General features: G+C 57.6%; 25 protein-coding genes and 1 tRNA gene. 6 read left to right on the plus strand and 20 right to left on the minus strand.

The window, feature by feature from the left end:
- Positions 1-426 precede the first annotated feature (426 nt).
- The 4 genes from ACTG4M_RS12895 (at position 427) to ACTG4M_RS12910 (ending at position 3,874) form a co-directional block, all read left to right on the plus strand.
- Positions 427-1,299, plus strand: a complete 873-nt coding sequence (locus tag ACTG4M_RS12895; protein WP_439124077.1) for a M15 family metallopeptidase — start codon at positions 427-429, stop codon at positions 1,297-1,299.
- A 133-nt stretch (positions 1,300-1,432) separates the two neighbouring features.
- Entirely contained in the window at positions 1,433-2,164 is a 732-nt protein-coding gene (locus ACTG4M_RS12900) for a PIG-L deacetylase family protein (protein ID WP_439124078.1), read from the plus strand.
- Positions 2,164-2,835: a 4-carboxy-4-hydroxy-2-oxoadipate aldolase/oxaloacetate decarboxylase gene (locus tag ACTG4M_RS12905; RefSeq protein WP_439124079.1), complete on the plus strand. Its 672-nt coding sequence runs from the start codon at positions 2,164-2,166 to the stop codon at positions 2,833-2,835. Before ACTG4M_RS12900 ends, ACTG4M_RS12905 begins: the two co-directional genes overlap by 1 nt.
- Complete coding sequence (locus tag ACTG4M_RS12910) at positions 2,828-3,874, plus strand: 4-oxalomesaconate tautomerase (protein WP_439124080.1); 1,047 nt, start codon at positions 2,828-2,830, stop codon at positions 3,872-3,874. The genes ACTG4M_RS12905 and ACTG4M_RS12910 overlap by 8 nt, the downstream gene beginning before the upstream one ends.
- A 2-nt stretch (positions 3,875-3,876) precedes the next feature.
- Here ACTG4M_RS12910 and ACTG4M_RS12915 read toward each other — a convergent pair whose 3' ends face one another.
- The 8 genes from ACTG4M_RS12915 to paaZ all read right to left on the minus strand — a co-directional run bounded on the left by ACTG4M_RS12915 (position 3,877) and on the right by paaZ (position 14,112).
- Entirely contained in the window at positions 3,877-4,818 is a 942-nt protein-coding gene (locus ACTG4M_RS12915) for an ABC transporter permease (RefSeq protein WP_439124081.1), read from the minus strand.
- Positions 4,815-5,858: an ABC transporter permease gene (locus ACTG4M_RS12920; protein ID WP_439124082.1), complete on the minus strand. Its 1,044-nt coding sequence runs from the start codon at positions 5,856-5,858 to the stop codon at positions 4,815-4,817. Before ACTG4M_RS12920 ends, ACTG4M_RS12915 begins: the two co-directional genes overlap by 4 nt.
- Positions 5,848-7,365 (minus strand): ABC transporter ATP-binding protein, encoded by a 1,518-nt coding sequence (locus tag ACTG4M_RS12925; RefSeq protein ID WP_439124083.1) that lies wholly within the window; start codon positions 7,363-7,365, stop codon positions 5,848-5,850. Before ACTG4M_RS12925 ends, ACTG4M_RS12920 begins: the two co-directional genes overlap by 11 nt.
- A complete protein-coding gene (locus ACTG4M_RS12930) occupies positions 7,362-8,693 on the minus strand; it encodes an amidase family protein (RefSeq protein ID WP_439124084.1) in 1,332 nt (443 codons plus the stop codon). Before ACTG4M_RS12930 ends, ACTG4M_RS12925 begins: the two co-directional genes overlap by 4 nt.
- Positions 8,694-8,699: 6 nt before the next feature.
- The gene (locus tag ACTG4M_RS12935; protein WP_439124085.1) at positions 8,700-9,683 is read right to left on the minus strand and encodes a BMP family protein; all 984 of its coding nucleotides are present in this window, start codon (positions 9,681-9,683) and stop codon (positions 8,700-8,702) included.
- A gap of 29 nt (positions 9,684-9,712) precedes the next feature.
- A complete protein-coding gene (locus ACTG4M_RS12940) occupies positions 9,713-11,005 on the minus strand; it encodes an amidohydrolase family protein (RefSeq protein ID WP_439124086.1) in 1,293 nt (430 codons plus the stop codon).
- 231 nt (positions 11,006-11,236) lie between these two features.
- Entirely contained in the window at positions 11,237-12,031 is a 795-nt protein-coding gene (locus ACTG4M_RS12945) for a PaaX family transcriptional regulator C-terminal domain-containing protein (RefSeq protein ID WP_439124087.1), read from the minus strand.
- Between the two features lie 38 nt (positions 12,032-12,069).
- Positions 12,070-14,112: a phenylacetic acid degradation bifunctional protein PaaZ gene (gene paaZ, locus ACTG4M_RS12950; RefSeq protein WP_439124088.1), complete on the minus strand. Its 2,043-nt coding sequence runs from the start codon at positions 14,110-14,112 to the stop codon at positions 12,070-12,072.
- A 65-nt stretch (positions 14,113-14,177) separates the two neighbouring features.
- Here paaZ and paaI point away from each other — a divergent pair, with 65 nt between their 5' ends.
- Together paaI and paaK are read left to right on the plus strand one after the other, a co-directional pair.
- A complete protein-coding gene (paaI, locus tag ACTG4M_RS12955; RefSeq protein WP_439124089.1) occupies positions 14,178-14,606 on the plus strand; it encodes a hydroxyphenylacetyl-CoA thioesterase PaaI in 429 nt (142 codons plus the stop codon).
- A 16-nt stretch (positions 14,607-14,622) separates the two neighbouring features.
- On the plus strand, positions 14,623-15,933 hold the full coding sequence (gene paaK, locus ACTG4M_RS12960) for a phenylacetate--CoA ligase PaaK (RefSeq protein ID WP_439124090.1): 1,311 nt from the start codon (positions 14,623-14,625) through the stop codon (positions 15,931-15,933).
- A 3-nt stretch (positions 15,934-15,936) separates the two neighbouring features.
- Here the strand turns inward: paaK and ACTG4M_RS12965 are convergent, their stop codons facing one another.
- From ACTG4M_RS12965 to ACTG4M_RS13020, 12 genes are all read right to left on the minus strand, one after another.
- Positions 15,937-17,001, minus strand: a complete 1,065-nt coding sequence (locus ACTG4M_RS12965; protein WP_439124091.1) for a 2Fe-2S iron-sulfur cluster-binding protein — start codon at positions 16,999-17,001, stop codon at positions 15,937-15,939.
- 15 nt (positions 17,002-17,016) lie between these two features.
- A complete protein-coding gene (gene paaD, locus ACTG4M_RS12970; RefSeq protein WP_439124092.1) occupies positions 17,017-17,475 on the minus strand; it encodes a 1,2-phenylacetyl-CoA epoxidase subunit PaaD in 459 nt (152 codons plus the stop codon).
- A gap of 1 nt (position 17,476) precedes the next feature.
- Positions 17,477-18,238, minus strand: coding sequence for a 1,2-phenylacetyl-CoA epoxidase subunit PaaC (gene paaC / locus ACTG4M_RS12975; protein ID WP_439124093.1), 762 nt, complete (start codon positions 18,236-18,238; stop codon positions 17,477-17,479).
- Entirely contained in the window at positions 18,238-18,522 is a 285-nt protein-coding gene (gene paaB, locus ACTG4M_RS12980) for a 1,2-phenylacetyl-CoA epoxidase subunit PaaB (protein ID WP_439124094.1), read from the minus strand. Before paaB ends, paaC begins: the two co-directional genes overlap by 1 nt.
- 15 nt (positions 18,523-18,537) lie before the next feature.
- Positions 18,538-19,002 (minus strand): DUF3291 domain-containing protein, encoded by a 465-nt coding sequence (locus ACTG4M_RS12985; protein WP_439124095.1) that lies wholly within the window; start codon positions 19,000-19,002, stop codon positions 18,538-18,540.
- Positions 18,999-19,976 (minus strand): 1,2-phenylacetyl-CoA epoxidase subunit PaaA, encoded by a 978-nt coding sequence (gene paaA / locus ACTG4M_RS12990; protein ID WP_439124096.1) that lies wholly within the window; start codon positions 19,974-19,976, stop codon positions 18,999-19,001. The genes ACTG4M_RS12985 and paaA overlap by 4 nt, the downstream gene beginning before the upstream one ends.
- 196 nt (positions 19,977-20,172) lie before the next feature.
- Positions 20,173-20,249, minus strand: a tRNA-Met gene (locus ACTG4M_RS12995).
- A 135-nt stretch (positions 20,250-20,384) separates the two neighbouring features.
- Complete coding sequence (locus ACTG4M_RS13000) at positions 20,385-21,689, minus strand: ATPase (RefSeq protein ID WP_439124097.1); 1,305 nt, start codon at positions 21,687-21,689, stop codon at positions 20,385-20,387.
- Positions 21,690-21,786: 97 nt separating this feature from the next.
- Positions 21,787-22,278, minus strand: a complete 492-nt coding sequence (locus ACTG4M_RS13005; RefSeq protein WP_439124098.1) for a prepilin peptidase — start codon at positions 22,276-22,278, stop codon at positions 21,787-21,789.
- Between the two features lie 8 nt (positions 22,279-22,286).
- Positions 22,287-23,147 carry a tetratricopeptide repeat protein gene (locus tag ACTG4M_RS13010; RefSeq protein ID WP_439124099.1) on the minus strand — a complete coding sequence of 287 codons (861 nt, stop codon included), beginning with the start codon at positions 23,145-23,147 and terminating at the stop codon, positions 22,287-22,289.
- Between the two features lie 28 nt (positions 23,148-23,175).
- A complete protein-coding gene (locus tag ACTG4M_RS13015; RefSeq protein ID WP_439124100.1) occupies positions 23,176-23,736 on the minus strand; it encodes a tetratricopeptide repeat protein in 561 nt (186 codons plus the stop codon).
- A gap of 4 nt (positions 23,737-23,740) precedes the next feature.
- A partial coding sequence (locus ACTG4M_RS13020; RefSeq protein WP_439124101.1) for a type II secretion system F family protein occupies positions 23,741-24,714 on the minus strand: 974 nt, incomplete at its 5' end.

Below are 24,714 nucleotides of genomic sequence, written 5' to 3' on the forward strand. Positions count from 1 at the left end.
GGCCCCTGTCTGCTCAATCAAAGCCCGATTGCACCGAAATCGGCGTAGCCAAGACGGTAGATCAGACGTTCCTTAAGGCGGAAACTGTTCGAATGTACGACATAGTAATGCATGTCCTCGAATGAAAAAGGATTGATGAGGTAACTTTAGCTTAGCTCCGCCCCCCCGGCAATGGCTTTGACGCTCAAGTGACACAATGCGTCCATGCAAACTGTGCTGAATTAACGTGCAATTTTGCAGGTCGATGGAAACGGGTATGGCCAGACGTATTCAGAGGCGTTTGTTTCGATCGCACACATAACACTGTTCGCGCAGTCTGCACCTTTTAAACAAACACAATTCGTCTGCGGACAGGTTTGGCTTGGCTTGTCAGACGGAATCCGGTTTACTTTCCCAAACGCTATTTTTGGTTAGGACATTTGTTTCATGCGCCTTCTTCCGGCGATTATTCTAAGCATTGCCATTGTATTGGCACCGATCATCTGGATATTCGTGCCCAAGCTGATGTCCGGTCAGGAACAATCAGGATTTGCGGGCACAGCCATCGACTCCGGCGCGCGGATCGAGATTGAGATGCTCAGCCAGCAGGTTGAGGACCTCAAAATCCAGATCGAAGACCTCACCAAGAACGTGTCTCAGGTCGCCGCGGCTGCTGCGCGTGCGCCTGTGGCAATGGCACCCAGTCCAACACTCGCCCCACAAGCAAATAGCGGCAGCGAGGTGTTTCAGCAAAACGGCACCAACGACATTATCGATGCCTATGCGCAGGTCGTGCTGATCGCCGACCGCCGCAATGTAAACGAAGGTTTGACAATCGCAGGCCCATCCTACCTTACGCGCGTTTTTGGTCCGCCACGACAAGTCATGTCAGACAATTGCCAAGAAATGACAAATCCAAGATTGGCCAGCAAGCTTGTCCTCGAAGATGTTGGCCCGATCCGTGTGCGCATGCTCAAACCAGCGGCGGATTCAATACGGCGTGTGTTCGAAGAGGTTCGTGTGACCGACCCCGATCTCTATGCGCGTATCGACACCGCAGGGTCGCTTTGTGTGCGCCAAATTCGCGGCACACGCGGCCGCGCATCCACCCATGCTTTCGGGCTGGCGGTTGATCTCAACATCGATGGTGTACTTGATACGTTGGGCGACGGACGTACGCAGCTTGGTCTTACGATTCTGGCTGACTTTTTTAAAAGCGAAGGTTGGGTTTGGGGAGCCTCTTGGGGCCGCGAAGACAGCATGCACTTCGAGGTAAGCCGTCAAAAACTGGACGAATGGATTCAGGCCGGCGCGCTTTAGGTCGATCTACCTAGAGGAACCGACCGGCCTGCCAAAACGATCTGTTTTTCGAACAACGATTACCTGACTTTGAAATGGCGCTTGCCTCTGAAAACATGCCAATATGCATCAAACATTTGGCAAGGGGAGAGCCATGGGAGAGCAGAAAACAGCACTGGTGCTGTCGGCACATGCAGCTGACTTCGTTTGGCGTTGTGGCGGTGCAATCGCGCTTCATCAAAAGCTGGGATACCAAGTTACGGTGGTGTGCCTGTCCTACGGCGAACGCGGAGAAAGCGCGCGTTTGTGGAAAGAGGGCAACACGCTGGACGAGGTGAAATCCATTCGTCGCAAAGAAGCCGAAAACGCGGCCAAGGCTTTGAACGTCCACGATATCCAGTTCTTCGACCTGGGTGATTACCCGTTGGTCGTGGATGAGCAGAACAAGATGCGATTGGTCGATGTCCTGCGCGCGGTTCAGCCGAGTTTTATGCTAAGCCATTCGAAATACGACCCCTACAACACTGACCATATGTATACGAGCGAACTGGCGCTTGAGGTGCGGATGATCGCGCAGGCCTGGGGGCACAATCCGGGTGAAAAGGTTCTCGGCGCACCACAGCTTTACCTGTTTGAGCCGCACCAGACCGAACAGATGGGCTGGAAGCCGGATGTGTTTCTCGACATCACCGAGGTGTGGGACCAGAAACGCGCGGCTATCGAATGTATGGAAGGCCAACACCACCTTTGGGATTTTTACACCAACGTTGCCGAAAATCGGGGCAACCATTTTCGTCGCAACTCTGGCGGGCAGGCAGGGGGACGTGCCGCGAAATACGCCGAAGGATTCCAGTCGGTTTTCCCACGCACAGTGGATGAACTCTGATGGGCGTCGTGGTGCAAAATATCGACCGCGCGGAACAGGCGGTCATTGACGCCTTGGCGCGCTGCGGCGTTGCGACCGTGCACGAGGCGCAGGCGCGAACCGGCCTGTTGGCGTCCTATATGCGCCCAATCTATCGCGGTTCGGCCATCGGTGGATCAGCGGTGACAATCCTCGCTCCGCCCGCCGACAATTGGATGCTGCACGTTGCCATCGAACAGATCAAACCCGGAGATGTGTTGGTGCTTGCCACGACGTCGCCGTCGGATGCGGGCTATTTCGGGGATCTGCTGGCGACCTCTGCACAGGCGCGGGGGTGTCGTGGGTTGATCATCGACGCAGGGGTGCGTGATATCGTCGATCTGGAAAAGATGGGCTTTCCCGTCTGGTCCAAGGCAATCTGTGCACAGGGCACGATCAAGGAAACTTTGGGGTCGGTGAATGTGCCCGTGGTCTGCGCCGGGGCTGCTGTGCATCCGGGCGATGTGATCATCGCGGATGATGACGGGGTGTGCGTCGTCAAATATACCGATGCTGCGGATGTCTTGGCAAAAGCCGAAGCGCGCGTCGCCAATGAAGAGGCGAAACGCAAGCGGCTGGCCTCGGGCGAATTGGGGCTTGATATGTACAAAATGCGCGAACGGCTTGCTGAAAAGGGCCTGCGCTATGAGTGACGGCGTCCGCTGCATGTGGATGCGAGGGGGGACGTCAAAGGGTGGCTACTTTCTTGCCGATGAATTGCCTGCGGACCGAGACGCCTTTTTGATGCGGGTAATGGGTAGTCCTGATACGCGCCAGATCGATGGGATGGGCGGTGCGGATCCGCTGACTTCAAAGGTGGCCGTCGTAAAACGGTCTGCCCGTGCAGGCGTCGATCTGGACTACCTTTTCCTTCAGGTGTCGGTCGATCAGCCGATGGTGTCGGATGGCCAGAATTGCGGCAACATCCTTGCCGGTGTGGCCCCCTTTTCCATCGAACGTGGATTGATCGCTGCGCAAGACGGTCAAACCCGCGTCACGATCTATATGGAAAACACCGGCCAAACCGCGATTGCGACGGTCCAAACTCCGGGTGGGTTGCCCAGCTATCTAGGTGTAGCGTCGATCGACGGGGTGCCGGGCACAGCTGCGCCGGTCCCATTGGAGTTTGTCGGAACCGCCGGGTCCACCTGTGGTGCGCTTTTGCCGACGGGCAACCCGCGCGATCAGGTCGAAGGCGTTGATGTGACCCTGATCGACAACGGCATGCCAGTGGTTTTGCTCAGGGCCGCTGACCTTGGGGTCACAGGCACCGAAAGCCGCGAAGAGCTTGAGGGCAATGCCATGCTCAAGTCCCGTTTGGAGTCCATCCGTTTGGCATGTGGACCACAGATGAATCTTGGCGCTGTGGCAGACAAGACCATTCCCAAGATGACGCTTGTGGGCGCACCAAATCAGGGTGGCGTCATTGCAACCCGCACATTTATTCCGCACCGTTGCCACGCCTCGATCGGAGTGCTCGGAGCGGTGAGTGTGGCGACAGCCTGCCTCTTGCCGGGATCAGTGACCGAAGGTTTGGCGCAGGTGCCGGACGGATCGCAAAAGCTCATGCCGATCGAACATCCTATCGGCGAGACCAGCATCATCGCGCAGGTTTCGGACACGGGCGAGGTGACATCCGCTGCCGTCTTACGCACCGCGCGCAAGCTGATGGATGGTTTGGTCTTCGCCTGACCCTACCGTTCGCCCCGTCGGTAGGGTGCCATAAGTGCCTCGGGAACCTCGGCCCGGCGGGCGACAAGGATCAAAGCGACAATAGACAAAACATAGGGTGCCATCAGGAACAACTGGTACGGCACGCCATCGACCACGTTCTGCAGGCGCAGTTGATACGCATCGAAAAATGCAAATAACAATGCCCCAACCAAAGCCTTACCTGGTCGCCAAGATGCAAACACCACCAGAGCGATACAAATCCAGCCGCGCCCCTGTACCATCTCCGGAAAGAACGAATTGAACGCTGCCGTGGTTAGAAACGCGCCGCCCAAACCCATGAGCGCGGAACCTGCTACAATGGCCCCGATCCGCAAGGCGTTCGGATTTAGCCCTTGCGCCTCAACCGCGTGGGGGTTTTCGCCGGTCATGCGGATCGCCAGACCCAGCGGTGTGCGGGTCAGCACATAGGCCAGTACTGCGACCGAGATCAGGGCAAGGTAAGTGGGCGCCGTCTGGTTGAAAAGGATCGGACCCAGAACTGGAATGTCCGACAGGCCGGGAATATCCAGCGGTTTGAAAGGCTCAATCGTCGGCGGTGTTTCACCGACATCGACGATGAGCCTGTACAAATAGTAAGACAAAGCAGACGCAAAGAGCGTGATGCCAAGGCCTGACACATGTTGCGACAATCCCAACGGGACAGTCAGACCAGCGTGCAAGAACCCCATCAAACCGCCCGAAGCGGCGGCAATTGCAAGCCCCATCCAAAGGTCACCACCCAAATACACGGTTAGCCATCCCGCCATGGCACCCATCGTCATGATGCCTTCGATCCCAAGGTTCAACACACCCGCCCTTTCACATAGCAATGCGCCCAACACGCCAAAGATCAGCGGCGTGGCGATGCGCAGGACGGCGGCCCACAGGCTTGTATTGGTCAGGAGTTCAAGTGCTTCGATCATCGGCGCAGCCTGTAAGTTGTGAATAGAAGCGCCACCAACATGGTCAACAACGACAGGGCGACGATCACATCCGCGATAAAGCTGGGAACACCCGTGGCGCGGCTCATGGCGTCTGCCCCGACAAAGACGGTTGCGACAAAGATTGCCGCCGCGACCACGCCCGCCGGATGCAGCGCCGCAAGCATGGCAACAACGATCCCGGCATAGCCGAACCCCGGCGACATGGTGGTCGTAACCCCACCCGTCACGCCCATGACTTCGACCGCACCCGCAAGACCCGCCAATGCACCTGATACAAGTGCAACACCCATGATGGTACGCGGTAGCGAAATGCCCGCGAAGGCCGCCGCACGGGCGTTCAATCCCGCCGCCCGGGTCTCAACGCCGAAGACGGTGCGTGTAAGCACAAGCCAGATCACCCCCGCCGCCGCGATGGCGAACAATAGTCCGATATGCAGCCGTGTGCGTGGTACCAGATCAGACAAGCGGTAGTCGCCATCCACGGGCACAGACTGCGGCCAGCCAAAGGCCAGCGGATCACGCAGCGGGCCTTCGATCATCAAACCGACAAACAGGATCACAATAAAATTGAGAAGTAGCGTCGTTACGACCTCATCAACGCCAAAGCGCAAACGCAAAAACGCAGGACCAGCCAGCAAAAGTGCGCCCGCTGCCATACCGCACACCATCAGAACCGCAATGCCGATCGGGCCGGGCAGGGCTAGCGAATGGCCGACCCAAGCGGTCATCAAGGCGCCGACGTAGAATTGCCCTTCGCCCCCGATATTCCAAAGCCGCGCACGAAAGGCGACGGCGGCAGCAAGGCCGGTCAGGATCAACGGTGTTGCGCGGGTGAACATCTCGGTGATCGACAAGCGAGATCCTAATGCGCCCCGCAGCATTTCGGAATACGCCATCAATGGATTGACCCCCGCTGCTGCGATCAGGCCAGCGGCTAGCACCAGTGCTGCTAAAATCGCGGTCAAAGGGGCGATGGCGACCAGTGCCAAAGGTACGTTTTCGCGTCGTTCAAGCCGCATTGTCGCCCTCCCAAACGCCCGCCATCATAAGGCCGAGTCGCCGTGGGTCGGCCTGATCGGCTGTGACAGGCTGGGACAATCGCCCTTTGACAATGGCCTGAATTCGGTCCGATAATTGCACCGCTTCTTCCAGTTCTTCCGAGATCAAAAGGATCGCTGCACCCTCTGCACGGGCGGCCAGCAATTCGGCGTGCACCGCGGCAATTGCGCCTTCGTCAAGGCCACGGGTCGGTTGATTGGCCAGAAGAAAGCGTGGCCCGGTGGCAAGGCAGCGACCGAGGATCAGCTTTTGCATATTACCGCCCGACAACAGACGAATGCGCGTGTCGGGATTGGCACCCCGCACATCGAACCGTTGGATCAGATTGGCGGCATGCGCACGCGCGGCGGATTGGCGAACAAAGCCGGACTTGGAAAACTCCGGACTGCGCAAACGCTCTAAAACGGCGTTTTCCCACACTGTCATTTCGCCGACCGCACCTTCGGCGTGGCGGTCTTCGGGTACCCGCGCCGCGCCTGCTTGGATCAATCCACGCGGCCCAAGATGCCCGGCATTGACGCCGTTCAACTGAAGCGACCCCTGGCTTGGGTGCATAAGCCCCGACAGCAATGACCCAAGCGCACCCTGACCATTGCCCGAGACGCCGACAACACCAAGGATTTCGCCTGCATTGACGGTAAAAGACACGTCGTCCAGCCGGGTTTCGTCGTCTTCGATCACAGTGATCCGGTCGGCGACCAAAACCGGCGCTCCGATCTTTTGGTCTTTGCGGACAGGGCGTTCAACCTTGCGACCAACCATCAGTTCGGCAAGTTCGGCAGGTGATGTTTCCGAGGTCTGGCGTTCAGCGACCATCCGCCCAGCGCGCAGCACGGCGACACGATCCGACGCTGCCATCACCTCGTGCAGTTTGTGACTGATAAAGATCAGCGAAAGCCCGTCTTTGGTCATGCCACGCAGCGTTTCGAACAGCCGTTCAGCCTCGGGTCGGGCCAGCACAGCTGTGGGTTCATCAAGGATAAGGATACGGGCATCACGATAAAGCGCCTTCAAGATTTCGATCCGTTGACGTTCGCCCACGGATAACCGGGACACTTTGCTATTAGGGTCAACCGGCAGTCCAAACCTTTCCGAGATCGACATCAGTTTCTTGCGCGCGGCAGACCGGTTCGAGCGGAGCTGCCCCAAAGGCTCGGACCCAAGCATGACATTTTCCAAAACCGTCAGATTACCGGCCAGCGTGAAATGTTGGTGGACCATCCCAACTCCGGCCGCGATTGCTGCGCGTGGTTTGCCAGGGGGAAGCGTTTCGCCGAAAACGCGTACGTCGCCTTCGTCTGCGTTGTAGTGGCCAAAGAGGATGTTCATCAGCGTCGTCTTGCCGGCACCGTTTTCGCCCAGAAGCGCAAGGATTTCCCCTTGCCCCAGGTGCAGCGACACGTCTTCGTTGGCTGTCAACGCGCCGAACCTCTTCGTTATGTTGGACAATTCAAGAACGGCAGTCATGTGGGCAGTCCGGCAATGGATTGAGGAAAGGGAATGTCGATCATGTGAGCCAATGGTTGTGCAAGGTCCAGTAGTGCCGTGTCGCTATTGGGGCGTCCAATCAGTTGTGCGCCAATGGGCAGGCCATCGTCAAACCCCGCTGGGAACGCAAGTGCTGGCAGCCCAGCGACATTGGCCCATGCCGCATTTGGGGCCATTGCCTCCATCTTGAGAAAATGCGCGTCTAGGTCGGTATGATCCATAGGAAACGCCCCCAGCTTGGGTGGCGGGCCAGACAAGACAGGCATCAGGATCGCATCGGCATCCCCGAAAAAGCCAAGAATCAGATCGGTCATCTGCATGATGTCCCGCGAGGCGGCGAACAGATCAGTCCCGGTCAAAGCGGCACCTTCGGCCCGTGCGGCCCGCAACAGCGGCGGGACCTCATCGTCTGGCACTCCCGTCGCGGTCAAGCCTTCGTGCAATGCTGCCGCCAGGATCATACGGATCAGCGACATGGGGCGGGACAGGAATTTGTCAGATGGCGACGACGATAGACCATCCTGAACGGTGTACCCCGCAGCCTCCAATGCCCTTGCAGCGGCAAGGGTAGCGTTGATCTGTATGTCGTCGCAGGTGTCTGGGAGGATCACAGCCACGCGCGGCGCTAACCGTACACCGGTTTTCGCAACGCAGGCGAGAGCAGCGTTCACATCCCTCAGCGACCGCGCCAAGACCAGTTCTGATGCGATGCCCATCAGCCAGTTGTTGTAGTCCGGCCCCATCGGGCTCACACCGCGTGAAGGCTTCAGCCCCCATAATCCGCAACAAGCTGCAGGCACGCGGATTGACCCGGCGGCGTCAGTCGCATGCGCAATGGCGACGATCCCGCGCGCCACCGCAGCAGCTGCCCCACCGGAGGAACCGCCCGGCGTGCGGGTTTCGTCAAAAGGATTGGTCGCAGCAGGGCGTCCCTGAGGTTCAGTGGAAAGCGCGAATCCAACCTCAGGCACTGCCGTGAGGCCGAACGGCACCAACCCCGCTGACCGGAACAGGGTGAACAACGCACTGTCTTGCGCTGGCGCTTCAACGCGATGTGCAATGGCGGCACTGCCCGCGCTTTGCTTAAGCCCCCGCACCAAAGCGCCTAAGTCTTTGCCAAGGAACGGTACACCGGAAAACGGCCCTGGCGCGGCAGCATCTGCCAAGGCTAATGCCTCGGCGTCAGACTGCATAACCGTGACCGTGCCTGGCGCGTTGTGCGCACGGGCAAGGCTGGCCGCCATCGCATCATGGGCAGTGGTTCGCCCATCAGCAATGGCGGCAGCTAGGGCTGTCGCGTCTGGCACCTGTGATCAGGCAGGCTCATTCGCGTCGATTGGAACTTCGAATTCACCAGACTGAATGGCTGCGCGCTTGGCCTCCATCGCGGGAACGGCGTCTGCTGGCACCATACTGTCTACGTAGATCAGCTCGTTGCCGCCGTACTGCATGAACGAAAACTCGGTATAATCCTTGCCAACCGGATTACCCGCTGTGATGTCCGATACAATGGCTTCAATCGTCGGGCCATAGTTCCAGATTGCGTTTGCGAACACGGTTTCCGGATAGCGCGGTGTATAGTCGATGAGTGATCCAATGGCTTTGACGCCCTTGGTCTGTGCCGCATCCGCTGTACCGATACGTTCGCCAAAGAGAATATCCGCACCGGAATCGATCTGTGCAATCGCGGCTTCCTGGGCGCGGGCTGGATCGAACCATGCGCCGATAAAGCCGTTGAGGAAGCTCGCATCCGGGTTCACTTCGCTGACCCCCATACGGAAGGCGTTGATCAGCAGGTTTACCTCTGGGATTGGATATCCACCAACCGACCCGAAGACGTTGCTTTCGGACATCTTGCCTGCCAGCATCCCGGCCAGATAGGCCGCTTCGTGGTTGCGTGTCCCGAATACACCAAAGTTGTCACCTTCCGGCCCACCGGACGACCCCATGAGGAACGCCGTATCGGCATAATCCGCCGCAACTTCACGCGCTTCGCGTTCCACTGCATAGGATTCACCCCAGACCAACTGCACACCACTTTCCGCGTATTCCCGCATCGCGCGGGGGTAGTCAGTTGCGGCCACACCTTCCGAGAATTCGTATTCGATCAACCCCGCGTCCGCTGCTTGTTGCATCGCAAGGTGAATGCGGCTGTTCCACGCGTTCTCGACCGGAGAGGCGTGAACGCCCGCCACTTTCACGACGGTCTGCGCATTCACGCGGCGGATATAGGCGGGCAGGGCCAGCGTGGCGGCAGCACCGACAAGCAGGCTTCGACGGGTCGTGTTCAGGGTCATGGCAGCATCCTCTGTGTTGGTAAGTTTGATTATGTGTCTTGCGGCGGGGCATAGTCCGCCGGGTTCACGCTGTCGGGTCGTCCGGCCAGCGAAAGCTGAGCAATGCGCGGTGCGGTGCGCGACAGAACTTTGCCGTGTTTGATGACGGCCAGCCGTGTCGCCTTGAGACGCACTGCTTCGATCGGATCGCGCGCTTGCAAAAGAACCATGTTGGCGGGGCCGCCTTCGCGCAGCGTTGGATCGGGCAGGCCCATCGCCGCAGCACCGCCCAGCGTGACCGACTGGAACGCCCAGGCCATCGCCTCGCGTGATGTCATGGGCACAGCATGAACGCCCATATGCGCCACTTCGAGCATGTCGGCAGAGCCCAGCGGATACCACGGATCCATCGTGCAATCCTGCCCAAACGCCACGTTCACCCCTGCGGCGCGCAATTCCTGCACACGGGTCAGACCACGGCGGCGTGGGTAGGTGTCAGAGCGCCCCTGGAGCGTGATGTTGATCAGCGGGTTTGGCACCACGTTCATGCCTGATTCAGCGATCAGCGGGATCAGCTTGGAGGCGTAGTAATTGTCATAGGAATGCATCGCGGTGACGTGGCTGGCGACCACCCGCCGGCCCAGACCCAATCGTGTTGTCTCTGCCGCCAGCGTTTCCACATGACGCGACATCGGGTCGTCGCTTTCATCGCAATGCAGGTCTACGGGCAACCCGCGATCCGCTGCGATCTCGCACAGGCGTTTTACCGATCGGGCACCGTCCTCCATCGTGCGTTCGAAATGTGGGATGCCGCCCACCACATCGACACCCATATCCAGCGCGCGCAGCAGGTTTTCCTCGGCCCCTTCGGCGCGAAACAACCCGTCCTGCGGAAAAGCCACCAATTGCAGGTCGATGTAAGGGGCAACGGAATTGCGCACCTCAAGCAGCGCTTCGACCCCGGTCAGCGGCGCGGTGCTGACATCGACATGGCTGCGGATCGCCAGCAGGCCCTGAGACACCGCCAGATCACAATAGCGCAACGCGCGTTCAACCACGGCCTCGACCGTAAGCATCGGCTTGAGCTCGCCCCAAAGCGCGATCCCTTCAAGCAGCGTGCCAGACTGGTTCAGGCGCGGTAGGCCAAGGCTGAGCGTGGCATCCATGTGGAAATGCGGATCGACAAAAGGAGGAGAGACAAGTTGCCCCTTTGCGTCGATGGTCTCTGCGGAATCTTCGTTAGTTTTATGACCAATCGCAGCAATTTTGCCGTCCTTGATCGCGATGTTCAGGGGGCCTTGCCCATCGGGCAAATGTGCCCTTTCGATCAGCAGATCAAACATAGTTCCACCAGTTAGAGTCGCGGCACGATAGCCGCAGGGCACCGTTTTCCCAAGTGTTTAGAGAAACTTGCCGGAGAAAAAGTCGTATTGGTTAAATAGTTGCTGGACGACGCGGATCGCTCGCAAGAGCGATTATTATTTGGGCAAGGTGCATGGGTCACTCTGCTTTTGCGTGAACAGACCGCTGTGGGAAGCCGATCAAAGATGCGGCACAAGGTCAGAACACCACGTTCAAGCCGCGTCGATCTCTTTCTCCAATTCGTCCACATCTGCCGCGGGCAAGCGCGCCAGAAGCTCGTTGAACAGCACGCGACAGGCTGCCCCTTGCCATTTGGCCGAATAAAGGTCTTCCGGCAAAGTGGGCACGCGCAGGATCAAGCGCCTCCATTCATGCACGACGACCACTCGTAGCGCCGTGCGCTGTAAAAGCGGGAGCTGCTCGAGTGCCTGTGTGTCCCGTAATAGGGATAACCGCATTGCCAACTCTTGCGACGCCACCTGCGCCGCTGGCGTGCACAGCTTGTCGGACAGCCATTGCGGGATGTCATCCTGAGGGCCAATCGCAAGGGCCAGTTGCTGATCGGCCGCATCAGTTTTGGTGGTAACAAACGTCTTGGGACCGATTTGAACGGCGGTGTTCGTCCGACGCCCCAACAGCGTTTCGGTCTGTGCGGTGGGGGCGTCCATCACCAGATACGCTTGGATATCAGCAGGCGCCGGCCCGTAAACCCGCGGCCATGCCGCATTGGTTTCATTCCGTCCGGTCACGGTAAGTGCGTATCGGGTCTGACGACCGGTGCGATGGCTTTCGATCCAGCCTTCCTTTCGCAGTCGGTGCAGTGCCACGCGGGTCGCTTCGGGTTTTATTCCGATGGCCGCGGTGATCGCATTCACCGTTAATCCGCTCAACCGCGCATCGGATGCCACGGCAAGGTCGCCAAACATCGTGACCAGCAAAGACCACACCCGCGGGGTGGAGTGCCCCAGAACGCGGGTTACGAGGTGGGTGAAATCGGCGTCATTCATATGCCACCGTTACGTGGCTGTCCTCCAAACTCCAAGTCTCAGCGCGGTTTTGTGTAGGCGTTCATCGTCAAGAGTTCATATTCGGCAACAGACTCTTCGTCTTGATTGCGCAGGATCACATGCCAGCGCACTTCTCCATAAGTGTCGGTGCGGGGGGTCTTTTTCTTAACAGTAAGCTGTACCTTGATCCGGTCTCCTGCGCTGACCGGTTTTTGAAACTGCAACGCATCGAGGCCTGTATTGGCAAGAACCGGACCTTCGTCCGGATCGACAAACAGACCTGCCGCAAAGCTCAAAAGCAAGTAGCCATGCGCGACGCGACCGGGAAAAAACGGGTTTCGCTTGGCTGCGGCGTCATCCATGTGGGCATAGAACGTGTCGCCTGTGAACTCTGCAAAATGTTCGATGTCCGCCACCGTCAGCTCGCGGTCGGCGGTGAGCAGGGTTTCCCCAATCTGTATCTCGTCAAAGCTGCGCCGGAACGGATGCTCCGGGCCTTGCGTCGCGGTCGCGCCCGGCAGCCATTGGCCGGTGACGGCGGCGATCACATCCGGGCTGCCCTGAACGGCAGTGCGCTGCATATAGTGCAAGACGCCCCGAACGCCGCCCAGTTCCTCTCCGCCGCCCGCGCGCCCCGGTCCGCCATGCACCAAGTGAGGTAGTGGGGAGCCATGGCCCGTCGCCTCGGCCATGCTGTCACGGTTGTTGAAATAGAGTCTTCCGTGATACGCCCCCGCGCCCATGACGACCTCGTATGCCACCTCTGGATCATGAGTGATCACCGACGCCACAAGGCTGCCTTGCCCACGGTTCACCAGCTGGATTGCATGGTCCAAATCCCGGTACCCCATGATGGTGGCAACCGGCCCAAAGGCTTCGGTGTCATGCACATGTGTTGCCGCGTCAGGGTTGGCGCAATGGTAAAGCATAGGGGGCAGGAACGCGCCTGTTGTTGTGTCTGCTCCATGCACGTCAAACGCTTGGGGATCCCCGAACACACGGTCTGCCTCGTTCTCAAGGATTGCGCATTTGGCCAGTACATCCCTGCGCTGGGCATCAGAGACCAGCGCCCCCATCCGCGAGGTGGGGTCACGCGGATCACCGATCACAGTGTCGCGCAGCTGGGCGGACACAGCATTTACTACCGCATCAACCTGTGTCTGCGGAGCGATGATCCGACGAATGGCGGTGCATTTCTGACCCGCTTTGGTCGTCATTTCGCGATGGACTTCTTTGACGAAAAGATCGAATTCAGGTGTGCCCGGCACAGCGTCTGGACCAAGGATAGAAGCGTTCAGACTGTCCTGTTCGGCCACGAACCGAACCGAGTCGCGCAACAGGTTTGGTGCGCTGCGCAGTGTGAATGCAGTATCTGCGGAGCCAGTAAAGCTCACCACATCCTGCGGTCCAAGATGGTCGAGCAGATCGCCCAGCCCGCCGGTGACAAGCTGAATTGTACCATTTGGTAAAATTCCACTTTCCAGCATCATCCGAACACAGGCTTCGGTGACATAGCAGGTCGTGGTCGCCGGTTTTACGATTGCTGGAACTCCGGCCAACAACGTCGGAGCCAGCTTTTCGAGCATTCCCCAAACCGGGAAATTGAAAGCGTTGATGTGGATGGCCACGCCCTGCAACGGTGTGCAGACATGCTGACCGACAAAACTGCCGTGGCGTGATAATTGTTCGACATTTCCGTCGAGATAGACATGCCCGTCCGGCATCTCGCGCCGTCCCTTGGAGGCGATGACCAACATCGTGCCGATTCCGCCATCGACGTCAATCAGATGGTCCTTCTGCGTCGCCCCTGTGGAAAAGCTGAGGTCATAGAGCGCTTGCTTGCGTTCTTGCAGATACAGCGCCAAGGCCTTGAGCATGCGGGCGCGATCATGAAACGTCATGGTGCGGAGGGCAGGCGCACCGAACCGAAGCGCATGGTCGATCATGGCACCAGCATCAACCCGATCCCGTCCGGCCCGTGCGATCACCTGACCTGTCACAGCATCGCGAATTTCGCGTGCTTGGCTGTCCGGGCCAATCCATGCGCCTGCAATGAAACTCTGAACGTCCTGAATGGTCATCGCGCTCCCCTCGTTGACTGCCTAAGTATTTGACCGGGCGCGAACTTCATGCAAGCGTCGCGTCTATGACACCGAACGATCGCGCTCAAAAAGCCGCGCAAACAATGTGGCAACAGGATCACGCATCTCAATGGATGGGGATGGAGCTTATGCATGCTGAAGAAGGCACCGCGGTCATGGAACTGACCGTCGCGCAACACCATTGCAACGGTCATGGCATGTGCCATGGTGGCGTGATCTTTACATTGGCAGACAGTGCGTTTGCGTTCGCCTGCAACAGCCGCAACCAAGTCACCGTGGCACAGCATAACACGATCACCTACGTCGCGTCCGGCCGGTTGGGTGACAGGCTGCGCGCTGAGGCAACAGAGATTTCGTTGACCGGGCGCAGCGGTATCACCGATGTGCAGATCACCAATCAATCCGGCGTTCTGATTGCCGAGTTTCGTGGCTTGTCGCGGGCTATCAAGGGAACCGTGTTCGACGAGGCGTAGGGGAGGCGCCGCGTTTATGAAGGATTTGTCACCAAAACCATCGGACCTTGATCCGATCGAGCTTGCCTCGATTGACGAGATCCGTGGGCTTCAGTTGGATCGACTACGCTGGTCGCTGCGTCATGCCTATGAAAACGTGCCGATGTATCGCGCCAAATTCGATGCCGCCGGGGTTCATCCGGACGACCTGCATGACCTGTCCGATCTGGCGAAGTTTCCGTTCACACTGAAATCCGACCTGCGCGATAACTATCCCTTTGGCCTTTTCGCGGTGCCACGCGAACAAATTGCCCGCGTGCATGCGTCGTCCGGGACAACCGGTAAACCGACTGTCGTGGGATACACCAAGAACGACATCGACATGTGGGCCGATGTGGTCGCGCGGTCGTTGCGGGCGTCTGGCCTAAGGGCAGGCGACATGGTGCATGTCGCGTATGGCTATGGTCTGTTTACTGGCGGCCTAGGCGCGCATTACGGCGTAGAAAAGCTGGGCGGGACGGTCGTGCCGATGGGCGGTGGCCAGACCGAGAAACAGGTTGGGTTGATCACCGATTTCCAGCCAAAGGGTATCATGGTTACTCCGTCCTATATTCTCAACATTCTTGAGGCGTTCCATAAGGCAGGACTTGATCCGCGCGCATCATCTTTGCAGGTTGGCGTGTTCGGGGCAGAACCGTGGACCAACGCGATGCGGCTTGAGATTGAAGAGGCGTTCGATATGCACGCCGTCGATATTTATGGCCTGTCCGAGGTGATCGGGCCGGGGGTGGCAAACGAGTGCGTTGAAACCAAAGACGGTCTGCACATCTGGGAAGATCATTTCTATCCAGAGGTTATCGACCCAGAGACCGGAAAGGTCTTGCCCGATGGCGAAAAGGGCGAATTGGTGTTCACCACTCTAACCAAAGAAGGCATGCCGGTGATCCGTTACCGCACCCGTGATCTCACGCGGCTGATGCCCGGCACCGCCCGGACGATGCGACGGATGGAAAAGGTCACTGGGCGCAGCGATGACATGATGATCTTGCGCGGCGTCAACGTGTTTCCGACTCAAATCGAGGAAGAGGTCATGGCGACCGGCGGGCTTGCACCATATTTCCAGATCGAACTGTATAACACAGGCCGGATGGATGCGATGCGCGTGCTGGTCGAGGCTACGCCGCAAGCCGCCAGTGATCTTTCGCGGCAGGCCGCGGCGACGATGCTGACCGAACGGATCAAGGATCATGTCGGAGTGTCCGTCACCGTTGAAGTGGGTGATCCCGGCTCTGTCGCGCGGTCGCAGGGTAAAGCCGTGCGTGTGGTGGATACGCGCAAGCCACAGTAACGTTTACTGATCGTAGTCTACGACAAGACGTGTGCTGATCGGGTAGGATTGGCAGGACAGGATATAGCCCTGTTCAACTTCGTAATCTTCAAGCGCGTGGTTGGCGACCATATCGACCTCGCCCTCCAACACTTTGCATTTGCAGGTTGAACACACCCCAGCCCGGCAGGCATGTGGCGCGTCAAGAGCGTTGTCGAGCGCCGCTTCAAGCACCGTCATGTCTCGCGCCATATCAAAGCTGCGTGCCATGCCATCCAACGTCACTGTTGCGGCAATGCCTTCTACACTTGGATCCTGAGCAGGTTTGCTCCGCCTGGCGAGTCGGCCAGTCTGGGCGCTGGCAAACAGCTCGAATTTGATCTGGTCTTTGGTCAGCCCGTGGTCCCTGAGGGCTTGCGCAATGGCAAGCATCATCGGCTCTGGCCCGCAGATAAAGGCGGTGTCAACACTTTGGATGTCAATCCAATGGGTGAAAAGTGCCGCGCATTTATCGCCGTCGATGCGCCCCTGAAACAGGTCGATATCCTGCGCATCGGTTTCGAGAACGTGGATGATCGTGAACCGCCCCATGTAGAAATTCTTGAGATCCTCCAATTCCTCGCGGAACATGATCGAGCTCACACTGCGGTTTGCGTATACTAGGGTAATTTGTGACAGTGGCTCTGAGGCGAGCACAGTTTTGAGGATCGACAGGACGGGTGTAATCCCTGATCCGCCCGCGAATGCGAGGTATGTCTTGGCCTTGTCCGGCTCAATCGCCGTGTGGAACGTGCCCATCGGCTCCATTGCATCAAGGGTCATTCCGGGTTTCAGGGCGTCATTGGCCCAGACGGAAAACGCGCCGTCCGCCACTTTTTTAATGCCCACGCGCAAACTGCCGTCATTGACGCCCGAACAAATCGAATAGGACCGGCGTAGTTCAGTGCCGTTAAAATCCTGTTTGAACGTCAGGTATTGGCCTTGGGTGAAGGCAAAATCACCGCCATCCCGAGGCTCTAGCGTGATCGCTACCGCGTCGCGTGTGGTTTTCTGCACTTCGGTGACGGTAAGGGGATAAAATCTCGCCATGTCAGGGCCTAGGGGTCAGATACATTTGAAATAGTCGAAGGGTTCAAGGCAGTCATCACACCGCCAATGCGCCTTGCAGGGGGTTGAGCCGAATTGGCTGATGCGCGTCAATCGCGTGCTGTCGCAGCGCGGACACCTGTCTGGACCGCCAGCGGGCGAGGGTGGGGCTATTCCATAGTCGCGCAGCTTTGTGCGGCCCTTTTCAGAAAGCCAATCAGTTGTCCATGGTGGGGTGATCTGGGTCTTGATCCGTACGGTTCGCACGCCCCGATCGTACAACGCGGTTTCGATGTCCATAGCGATCACCGATGTTGCCGGGCAGCCTGAATAAGTCGGCGTGATGGCTACGGTCAAGGTATTGTCCTCCCAGGCCAGACCTCGCACGATGCCCAAATCGACCACCGAAATCACCGGGATCTCGGGATCAGGCACAGCGTCAAGCCACTGCCAAACTTCAGCCAGGTCGGGTTTCATATCACCACGCCGCACCGGGATAGGCACGTTGAAGCCATTGCATTTGCGTTAGCAGATGGCCCAAATGCTCGGAATGCCGAAACCCGGTCTTGCCGCCAGATTGGGCATAGCTGCTTGTGGGTTTACTTAGGGTTGCTTGATGTAAAACCGCATCAACCCGTGTGTCGAACTGCGCGCGTAATGCTGACAGGTCGGGCGCGATCCCTGCAGCGTGCAGCGTGTCGTCGATTGAGTCCGGGGCGAACATCTCGCCTACGTAAGGCCACAACAGATCAAGGGCGGCTTGCATACGGGCTTGGCTTTCTTCGGTGCCGTCGCCCAAGCCGATCACGGTCTCAGAGGATCGGTCCAGATGGTACGTGACCTCTTTCAAGGCTTTGGCGGCGATACCCGCGATCCGGTCATCGCCAGAGGTTGTGAGCGCGGTTAGAACGTCGAAATGGAATGCGTCAAACAACCATTGGCGCATCATGGTTTGACCGAAATCGCCATTCGGCTGTTCGACCAAGAGCACGTTTCGAAAATCCCACACGTCGCGCAGCATACCGAGATCGTCTGCACTGCGCCCCGCGCCTTCGACTTCGGAAGCAAGGCCCAGCCACATCTGCGTTTGACCAATCAAGTCAAGCGCGGTGTTGGCCAACGCGATGTCCTCTTCCAGTATAGGCGCATGGCCGCACCATTCGCTGATGCGGTGGCCTAGGATCAGCGTGTTGTCCCCAAGCCGCAGCAGAAATTCAAAGAGGGCCTCTTGGTCGGTCATTACATATGGCCCGCTTCGTCTGGGATGTCGAAGAAGGTCGGGTGGCGGTAGACTTTGCTTTCCGACGGCTCGTAGAGCGGTCCTTTGTCCGACGGGGAGGAGGCAGTGATGTTCTGCGCTTCGACCACCCAGATTGACACGCCTTCGTTGCGGCGCGTGTAGACATCGCGTGCATTTTTGATCGCCATCTCGGCGTCAGGCGCGTGCAGGCTACCAACGTGCCGGTGGTTGAGGCCGTGTTGCCCGCGAATAAACACTTCCCAGAGAGGCCATTCGTTTTTCATCTCAATCCAGTTCCTTTAACCCGCGGCAGGCACGCCCTGCATATCGCGCCAGCGCGTGGCGTCAGGCAGATGTGCCCAGCCAAAGGCGCGATCGCTGTCGCCATGGGCATTGAGGTGATCCAAGCGAGACATGGCGTCAGCCAAGGATGGCTTGGTGCCGGGGTCGACCCACCACATGGCAAAATGCATGCTCTTCATCACATCGAACCAGTCGGCGCGTTGTTGGTAGAACTGGCGGTGCAGCGTGTCCCAGACAAACCGTTCGAATTGTGTGACTGTTTCCCAGACCGAGATGGTTGCGATAAGCTGCTCATCGCCCAGTATCGGTCCCGATGTTTCTTCTTTGTTGCGCCAGACAAACCCGTCCGAGCGTTCGGCGATCCCATTGACCCTGTCGATATTGTCGCTGAACTTTGCAACGCGGGGGTCTTCAAAAGAGTGCCTCAAACGCGCGATATTGATTTCAGCCAAGTGTTTCATTCTGCCGCCAATTTGGCTGCGCGCTTCTTGGCGGCATGGGCCATCAACCCGTCGCGGACCCACGCGCCGTCATCCCACGCTTTGTTGCGCGCGGCCAGGCGTTCAGAGTTGCAGGGGCCGTTGCCCTGTATCACGTCGAAGAATTCGGACCAGTCCGGTTCTGCAAAATCATAGCCACCCTTTATATCGTTCCACCGCAAGGTTTCGTCAGGCACGGTCAGACCAAGGAACTCGGCCTGTGGTACGGTTTGGTCAACGAATTTCTGCCGCAGCTCATCATTGGTGTTCATCTTGATTTTCCAGCGCATGGATTGCGCTGAATGCACAGAGTCCTTGTCGGAAGGGCCGAACATCATCAGCGAAGGATACCAGAACCGGTTCAGCGCATCTTGCGCCATCTTTTTCTGCGCAGGCGTGCCCTGCGCCATCTTCATCATAATGTGGTAGCCCTGTCGTTGGTGGAACGACTCTTCCTTGCAGATGCGGATCATCGCACGGGAATAGGGGCCATAGCTTGTGCGTTGCAGCGGTACCTGGTTCATAATGGCCGCGCCATCGACAAGCCAACCGACAGCGCCCATATCGGCCCATGTCAGCGTGGGGTAGTTGAAGATCGAGCTATATTTCATGCGCCCGTCCAGCAGCATCTCAGTCAGTTCGTCCCGGCTTACGCCGAGCGTTTCCGCAGCTCCATAAAGATACAGTCCATGCCCTGCTTCGTCCTGGACCTTTGCCAAGAGGATTGCTTTGCGTTCGAGTGTCGGTGCACGGGTGATCCAGTTGCCTTCGGGCAATTGGCCAACAATCTCGGAATGCGCGTGTTGCCCAATCTGGCGGATCAGGGTTTTGCGATACCCTTCCGGCATCCAGTCCTTTGGCTCGATCTTTTCGCCCGCATCAATACGCCCCTGAAATGCGGCGAGCTTTTTGGGATCGTCCTGTGTCGCTTCGGATTTCACCATCTGTGCGTACATGTGCGGCACCTTTTCGAGGTGGAATTTTGTTGATCACGTTGGCCTGAGATTATCGGAAAACCATCAGTCGAACAATAATTTTGTTACAGCGGGAAGGCGCTTTGAGTGGTTGTGTAACATATGGATGGAAGCCAACGATCTGATAGCTGTGCCCAACCCGATTGGCAGGAGTATATCCGTAGTGAAAAAGGGAATTTGGTGGCGTGGGGGGGACTCGAACCCCCGACCTAACGATTATGAGTCGTTCGCTCTAACCAACTGAGCTACCGCGCCGGACCGCCGCGTGAGTACGGGCGACTCTGCGTGGCGTCAAGGGCAAATCTCGTGAATTCCGCCCCTAATTTTCCCAGCGTTGGACCCGATGACGAGTCCAACAAATCCAGGTAGTCAAATTGACGCCTGCAGGGCTTATTTCACAATTGTTTCGTCTTTGACGAACATGTTTGCCCATGCGCGGTCGATCAGTTCTGGCGACATTTTGTAAGGCCAACCTTCGAAATCGCAGACCGCGATCATCTGATCAATCAGGAACACCGGCTGGTAGTTGGCGTAGATGTTCTTGATCGTCGGGTACTTGGTTTTCAGCAGATGAATCAGCGACTTTTCACACAGCTGCATCTTCTTTTTCTTGGCCACCATCGAGAAAATCTTGAGGAAGTTCTGCTGGTCTGGGCCATCGATTTTGATCTTGAAGAAGATACGGCGCAGGGCGGCTTGGTCGAAGATCTCGTTCGGATGGAAGTTGGTCGAAAAGATCACAAGCGTGTCGAAGGGCACCTCGAATTTTTCACCTGATTGCAGCGCAAGAATATCGCGTGCCTCTTCGAGCGGAACAATCCAACGGTTGACCAGTTTCTGCGGAGGTTCGGCCTGACGGCCAAGGTCGTCCACGATAAAGATGCCGCCGGTGGATTTAAGCTGCAGCGGCGCCTGATAAGTGCGCGCCGTCGGGTTGTAGACCAGATCGAGCATATCAAGTGATAGCTCACCGCCCGTAATCACCGTGGGTCGGGCGCAGAGAACGTAGCGCGTATCGAAACGGTTGGTGAGGCGCAGGCCAGTCGCAGAGCCAGCGGTTTCTGCGGCGCTGTGAACAATTGGGTCATATACGGTGATGACCTGACCTGCATATTCGATGGCATGCGGGATATAGATTTTGTCGCCCATCGCGTCACGGATGCCATTCGAGATTGACGACTTACCGTTGCCCGGCGGGCCGTACATCAGGATCGACCGGCCTGCACCGACGGCAGGACCGAGGTTGCTCAGAAGGTCGGGCGGCAAGACCAAATGGCCCATCGCATCGGTCAATTGCTGACGTGAGATGTGAATGTTGCGGATCGATTGGCGTTTGACCTGTTCGGCGTAGACCGCCAAAGGAACGGGCATCGCGCCATAATATTCAGACTGGGCCAGCGCATCCAGTGCCCGAGCTTTGCCAGCATCAGTTAACTGGTAGCCCATTTCGCTGCCGTTGTTCGCGTTGAGCGTCCCGGTTGCTTCCAACAGCAATTGACCACGCGCCAAATCGATCAATTCTTGTGTGATCGGCACGGGCAGGCAAACGCTTTGGGCAATGGCTGTCGCGGTCGAGACGTTCTTACGAAAGATCGTCTTGAGCATGATGTCACGCATCATGACCGGTTGCAGCTTCATGTCTTCCATGCGCTTGGGAGGAGGAGGCGCCATAACAGCGCTTGCTTGCATGTTCATCAGTAGCCCCGGATCGGTTCAGCCAGTAAGAGTCAGGAGAACATTGGCAGGCTATTGTGGCAACAGAAGGGCTAGGACAGGTCAGGTTGTTGGCAGTTTACCGACCGAACCAGACGCCCAGTCCAACATAAAGCGCAAGCGTTCCACCCAAGGCGAGGCCCATGGGAAACTTGGGATTTGTCCAGCTTTTCCAATGAGGTGCGATGTTGCGAAGTCCGCTGTGCTTGGCGATCCGATGGGCAATAAACGCGGCAAGGATGTTGGCTGCGAACAGCGCCATCAGCATGCGCAAATCGCCGACGTGAATAAACGGTGCTGCGGCCGCAGCAAATTTTGCATCGCCTGCACCCATCGCGCCCCCGGCGTTCAAGGCGATTCCGGCAATCAGCACAACAATCAGGTGAACGTACCGCCACAGGTAGGCATCAAAGGGCAGGGCGACGAGGCCCAGTACCGCGAAAACAAGAAAAAGCATCACGACAATGGTGTTCGGAATGCGCATGTCGCGCATATCCGAGAAAGCCACATAAACGCAAAGTGGCAATACCAAAGGCAGGAAAACCAAAGCCGAAAACGCCGAGATATCCATGCGTTAGCTCAGTTCACGATATTGGTTTCAAGAGCCTTCAGACTCCGCGATGCGGCTTCGAAATGCTGCGGGTGGGTTTCGATTGCTTCGCGCATGAGGCCCTGACCGGTGACAACATCGCCGCGCTTGACCGCTGCCAATCCCATCGTGTGCAATAGTTCGGCGCGTTCGATCTGGCTCATCGGGACGACGGGCAAAACGTAGTTACCCTGCGCGCCACGGGCGAGAACGAGGTTGTTCTTGGCGGTGAAAAGCGACCCGTCGTTGCGGATCGCTTCGGTGAACAGGCGTTCTGCGCCGGAATAATCGCCGCGCGTCAACTTGGAGAAACCCCAGTTGTTCATGACCGATGCGGGGGTCGTGGTAAGCCCCACGGCAGTTTCATAAAAGCTGTCGGCTTTGTCCCACTGTTTTTTGCTGTCCGCGATCATCGCTTCTAGGCGATAGCGTTTGTATGTCTCGTGGGTTGGGGGAATGGCGTTCAGCACAGTTTCCGCGCGATCCCATTCGTTGTTTCGGATCAGCGCATCCCCCAGCTCGACGCGATCATCATTTGTGGACGCCTCGTTTTCGACAACGCGTGCCCAAGCTGCAACACCTTCGGTGTGGCGTTTGGCGCGGATCAGAGAGATCGCAAGCCCTCGGGACAGGTCTATGCGGTCGGGTTCTGCACTGCTGGCACGTTGGAAATACGATACTGCTTCATTTGGGTCCGAAACCGACAGCATAACGTCGTTCAGATTGGTGCCGTCGATGACGTTGACCCCCTGAAATTCACGGTCAACTGCTTCTGTATCAATGCCCTGCTCGCATCCAGCAAGCAAGAACGCCCATGTGACACACAGGGAAACGATAAAGGGATGGCGCATTTTTGCGTCCTTTTACTGCTCTGCCTCATTACTGTGTCGGGCGGATTAAGAAATCACTGCTGCCGCGCCGCACGAGTTTGTATTCTTGTTCTATTTCCGCACCATACTGCGAATTTTCCAATTTTGCGAGTGCCAAGCGAAGATTATCGCGAATTGCAACACTTTCGCCATTATCGAGCGCGAACGCCCTGCGGAAAACCTGCGCTGCTTCGGCTGTTTTGCCCTTTTCAATGAGGACAACACCCAGGTTGTTCCAGGCATCCGGGCTGTCGCGGTCGTCTTTGGTGGCGCGTCGCAGCAACTCTTCGGCCTGGTTTAATCGTCCAAGGGCCAGGTTTGCCGATCCCAAGGACGACACAACTTCGGGTGTCAGCCCCTGTTCGGCGGCGGCCAATCGGAACGAGCTGAGAGCGAGTTCGAATTCCCGCGCCGCCATAAGCCGGTGACCGACGGTCAGTTGATCCACAGCCGCGCCACGAGGGTCGATACTGGGTGCAAAAACAGCATCGTCAGACGTGGAAAAGCCGCCCGGTCCACAGGCGGCCAATCCGAAACAGAATGATAAGGCGCAAATTCGGCCGAGCATCATTGGGTTAGTTCATTCCTAGTTCGCCCAGTTTTTGAATGCCGACAACAGATGGACCCACGAGGATGATCAACAGTGGCGGCACCGTAAACATCATAGTGGTCAAAGTCATTTTGGTTGGCAACTTGTTTGCCTTCTCTTCGGCGCGCATCACGCGTTTATCTCGCATCTCGGCCGCATAAACCCGAAGCGCGTCGGAAATTGGAGTACCAAAACTCTGGCTTTGATTGAGAACGGTCACAAAGGACATCACATCCTGCACGCCACAGCGTTCTCCCATATCGTTCAAAACAGACGCTTTGTCTTTACCCGCCTTCATCTCAAAACTCACCAACTCGAACTCGTCGGCGAGGCTGGGATAAGACGCGCGCAATTCCTTGCTAACCCTAACGATGGCCTGATCCATTGACTGACCGGCCTCGACGCAGACGAGCATCATGTCGAGACTGTCTGGAAAGCCGCCTTCAATTTCTTCTTGGCGCTTCTGAACGCGGCTGGTGATCCAGTATTTCGGGAACATGTATCCTGCCGCACCTGGGCCGAGGATATACATTACGGTTTGCTGGGTTGTGGCGGTGGACGGGTCCAAAACAAAAAAGAAATAGCCAAGACCAAGCAGCAGCCCACCTATGCCGAGCGCAAACTGTGCAAAGTAGTAGATCTGAACCGCGTCTTTGGTCCGGTAGCCCGCTTGCAAGAGCTTCATCCGAACGTCAGACAGTTCCTTGGCATCCTGTGGCTCAAGGAATTGCGCATATTTGTTGAGCTTTTGGTTCTTCTGCTTTTCACGCAGCACCGCGCGCGTGTTGGCGTCGATTTCTTTGCGGCCCGCATTTGCGTCCAGTCGATCCATAGGGTTCGACCGCGACATAAAGAACATTGGTATTGCGAGAACCAACAACAAGATACCAAGGCCGGCGATGATGATCATCGGTCCGGCCGGCCCCAAGAGGTTGTAGGCGAATTGGTTAAAAGCTTGCA

This window comes from Marivita sp. (genome assembly GCF_965656765.1).
Classification (GTDB): domain Bacteria; phylum Pseudomonadota; class Alphaproteobacteria; order Rhodobacterales; family Rhodobacteraceae; genus Marivita.

Coding starts and splice junctions, on each gene's coding strand:
- ACTG4M_RS12895 (WP_439124077.1), top strand. CDS start 427: ATGCGCCTTCTTCCGGCGATTATTCTAAGCATTGCCATTGTATTGGCA.
- ACTG4M_RS12900 (WP_439124078.1), top strand. CDS start 1,433: ATGGGAGAGCAGAAAACAGCACTGGTGCTGTCGGCACATGCAGCTGAC.
- ACTG4M_RS12905 (WP_439124079.1), top strand. CDS start 2,164: ATGGGCGTCGTGGTGCAAAATATCGACCGCGCGGAACAGGCGGTCATT.
- ACTG4M_RS12910 (WP_439124080.1), top strand. CDS start 2,828: ATGAGTGACGGCGTCCGCTGCATGTGGATGCGAGGGGGGACGTCAAAG.
- ACTG4M_RS12915 (WP_439124081.1), bottom strand. CDS start 4,818: ATGATCGAAGCACTTGAACTCCTGACCAATACAAGCCTGTGGGCCGCC.
- ACTG4M_RS12920 (WP_439124082.1), bottom strand. CDS start 5,858: ATGCGGCTTGAACGACGCGAAAACGTACCTTTGGCACTGGTCGCCATC.
- ACTG4M_RS12925 (WP_439124083.1), bottom strand. CDS start 7,365: ATGACTGCCGTTCTTGAATTGTCCAACATAACGAAGAGGTTCGGCGCG.
- ACTG4M_RS12935 (WP_439124085.1), bottom strand. CDS start 9,683: ATGACCCTGAACACGACCCGTCGAAGCCTGCTTGTCGGTGCTGCCGCC.
- ACTG4M_RS12940 (WP_439124086.1), bottom strand. CDS start 11,005: ATGTTTGATCTGCTGATCGAAAGGGCACATTTGCCCGATGGGCAAGGC.
- ACTG4M_RS12945 (WP_439124087.1), bottom strand. CDS start 12,031: ATGAATGACGCCGATTTCACCCACCTCGTAACCCGCGTTCTGGGGCAC.
- paaZ (WP_439124088.1), bottom strand. CDS start 14,112: ATGACCATTCAGGACGTTCAGAGTTTCATTGCAGGCGCATGGATTGGC.
- paaI (WP_439124089.1), top strand. CDS start 14,178: ATGACACCGAACGATCGCGCTCAAAAAGCCGCGCAAACAATGTGGCAA.
- paaK (WP_439124090.1), top strand. CDS start 14,623: ATGAAGGATTTGTCACCAAAACCATCGGACCTTGATCCGATCGAGCTT.
- ACTG4M_RS12965 (WP_439124091.1), bottom strand. CDS start 17,001: ATGGCGAGATTTTATCCCCTTACCGTCACCGAAGTGCAGAAAACCACA.
- paaD (WP_439124092.1), bottom strand. CDS start 17,475: ATGAAACCCGACCTGGCTGAAGTTTGGCAGTGGCTTGACGCTGTGCCT.
- paaC (WP_439124093.1), bottom strand. CDS start 18,238: ATGACCGACCAAGAGGCCCTCTTTGAATTTCTGCTGCGGCTTGGGGAC.
- paaB (WP_439124094.1), bottom strand. CDS start 18,522: ATGAAAAACGAATGGCCTCTCTGGGAAGTGTTTATTCGCGGGCAACAC.
- ACTG4M_RS12985 (WP_439124095.1), bottom strand. CDS start 19,002: ATGAAACACTTGGCTGAAATCAATATCGCGCGTTTGAGGCACTCTTTT.
- paaA (WP_439124096.1), bottom strand. CDS start 19,976: ATGTACGCACAGATGGTGAAATCCGAAGCGACACAGGACGATCCCAAA.
- ACTG4M_RS13000 (WP_439124097.1), bottom strand. CDS start 21,689: ATGAACATGCAAGCAAGCGCTGTTATGGCGCCTCCTCCTCCCAAGCGC.
- ACTG4M_RS13005 (WP_439124098.1), bottom strand. CDS start 22,278: ATGGATATCTCGGCGTTTTCGGCTTTGGTTTTCCTGCCTTTGGTATTG.
- ACTG4M_RS13010 (WP_439124099.1), bottom strand. CDS start 23,147: ATGCGCCATCCCTTTATCGTTTCCCTGTGTGTCACATGGGCGTTCTTG.
- ACTG4M_RS13015 (WP_439124100.1), bottom strand. CDS start 23,736: ATGATGCTCGGCCGAATTTGCGCCTTATCATTCTGTTTCGGATTGGCC.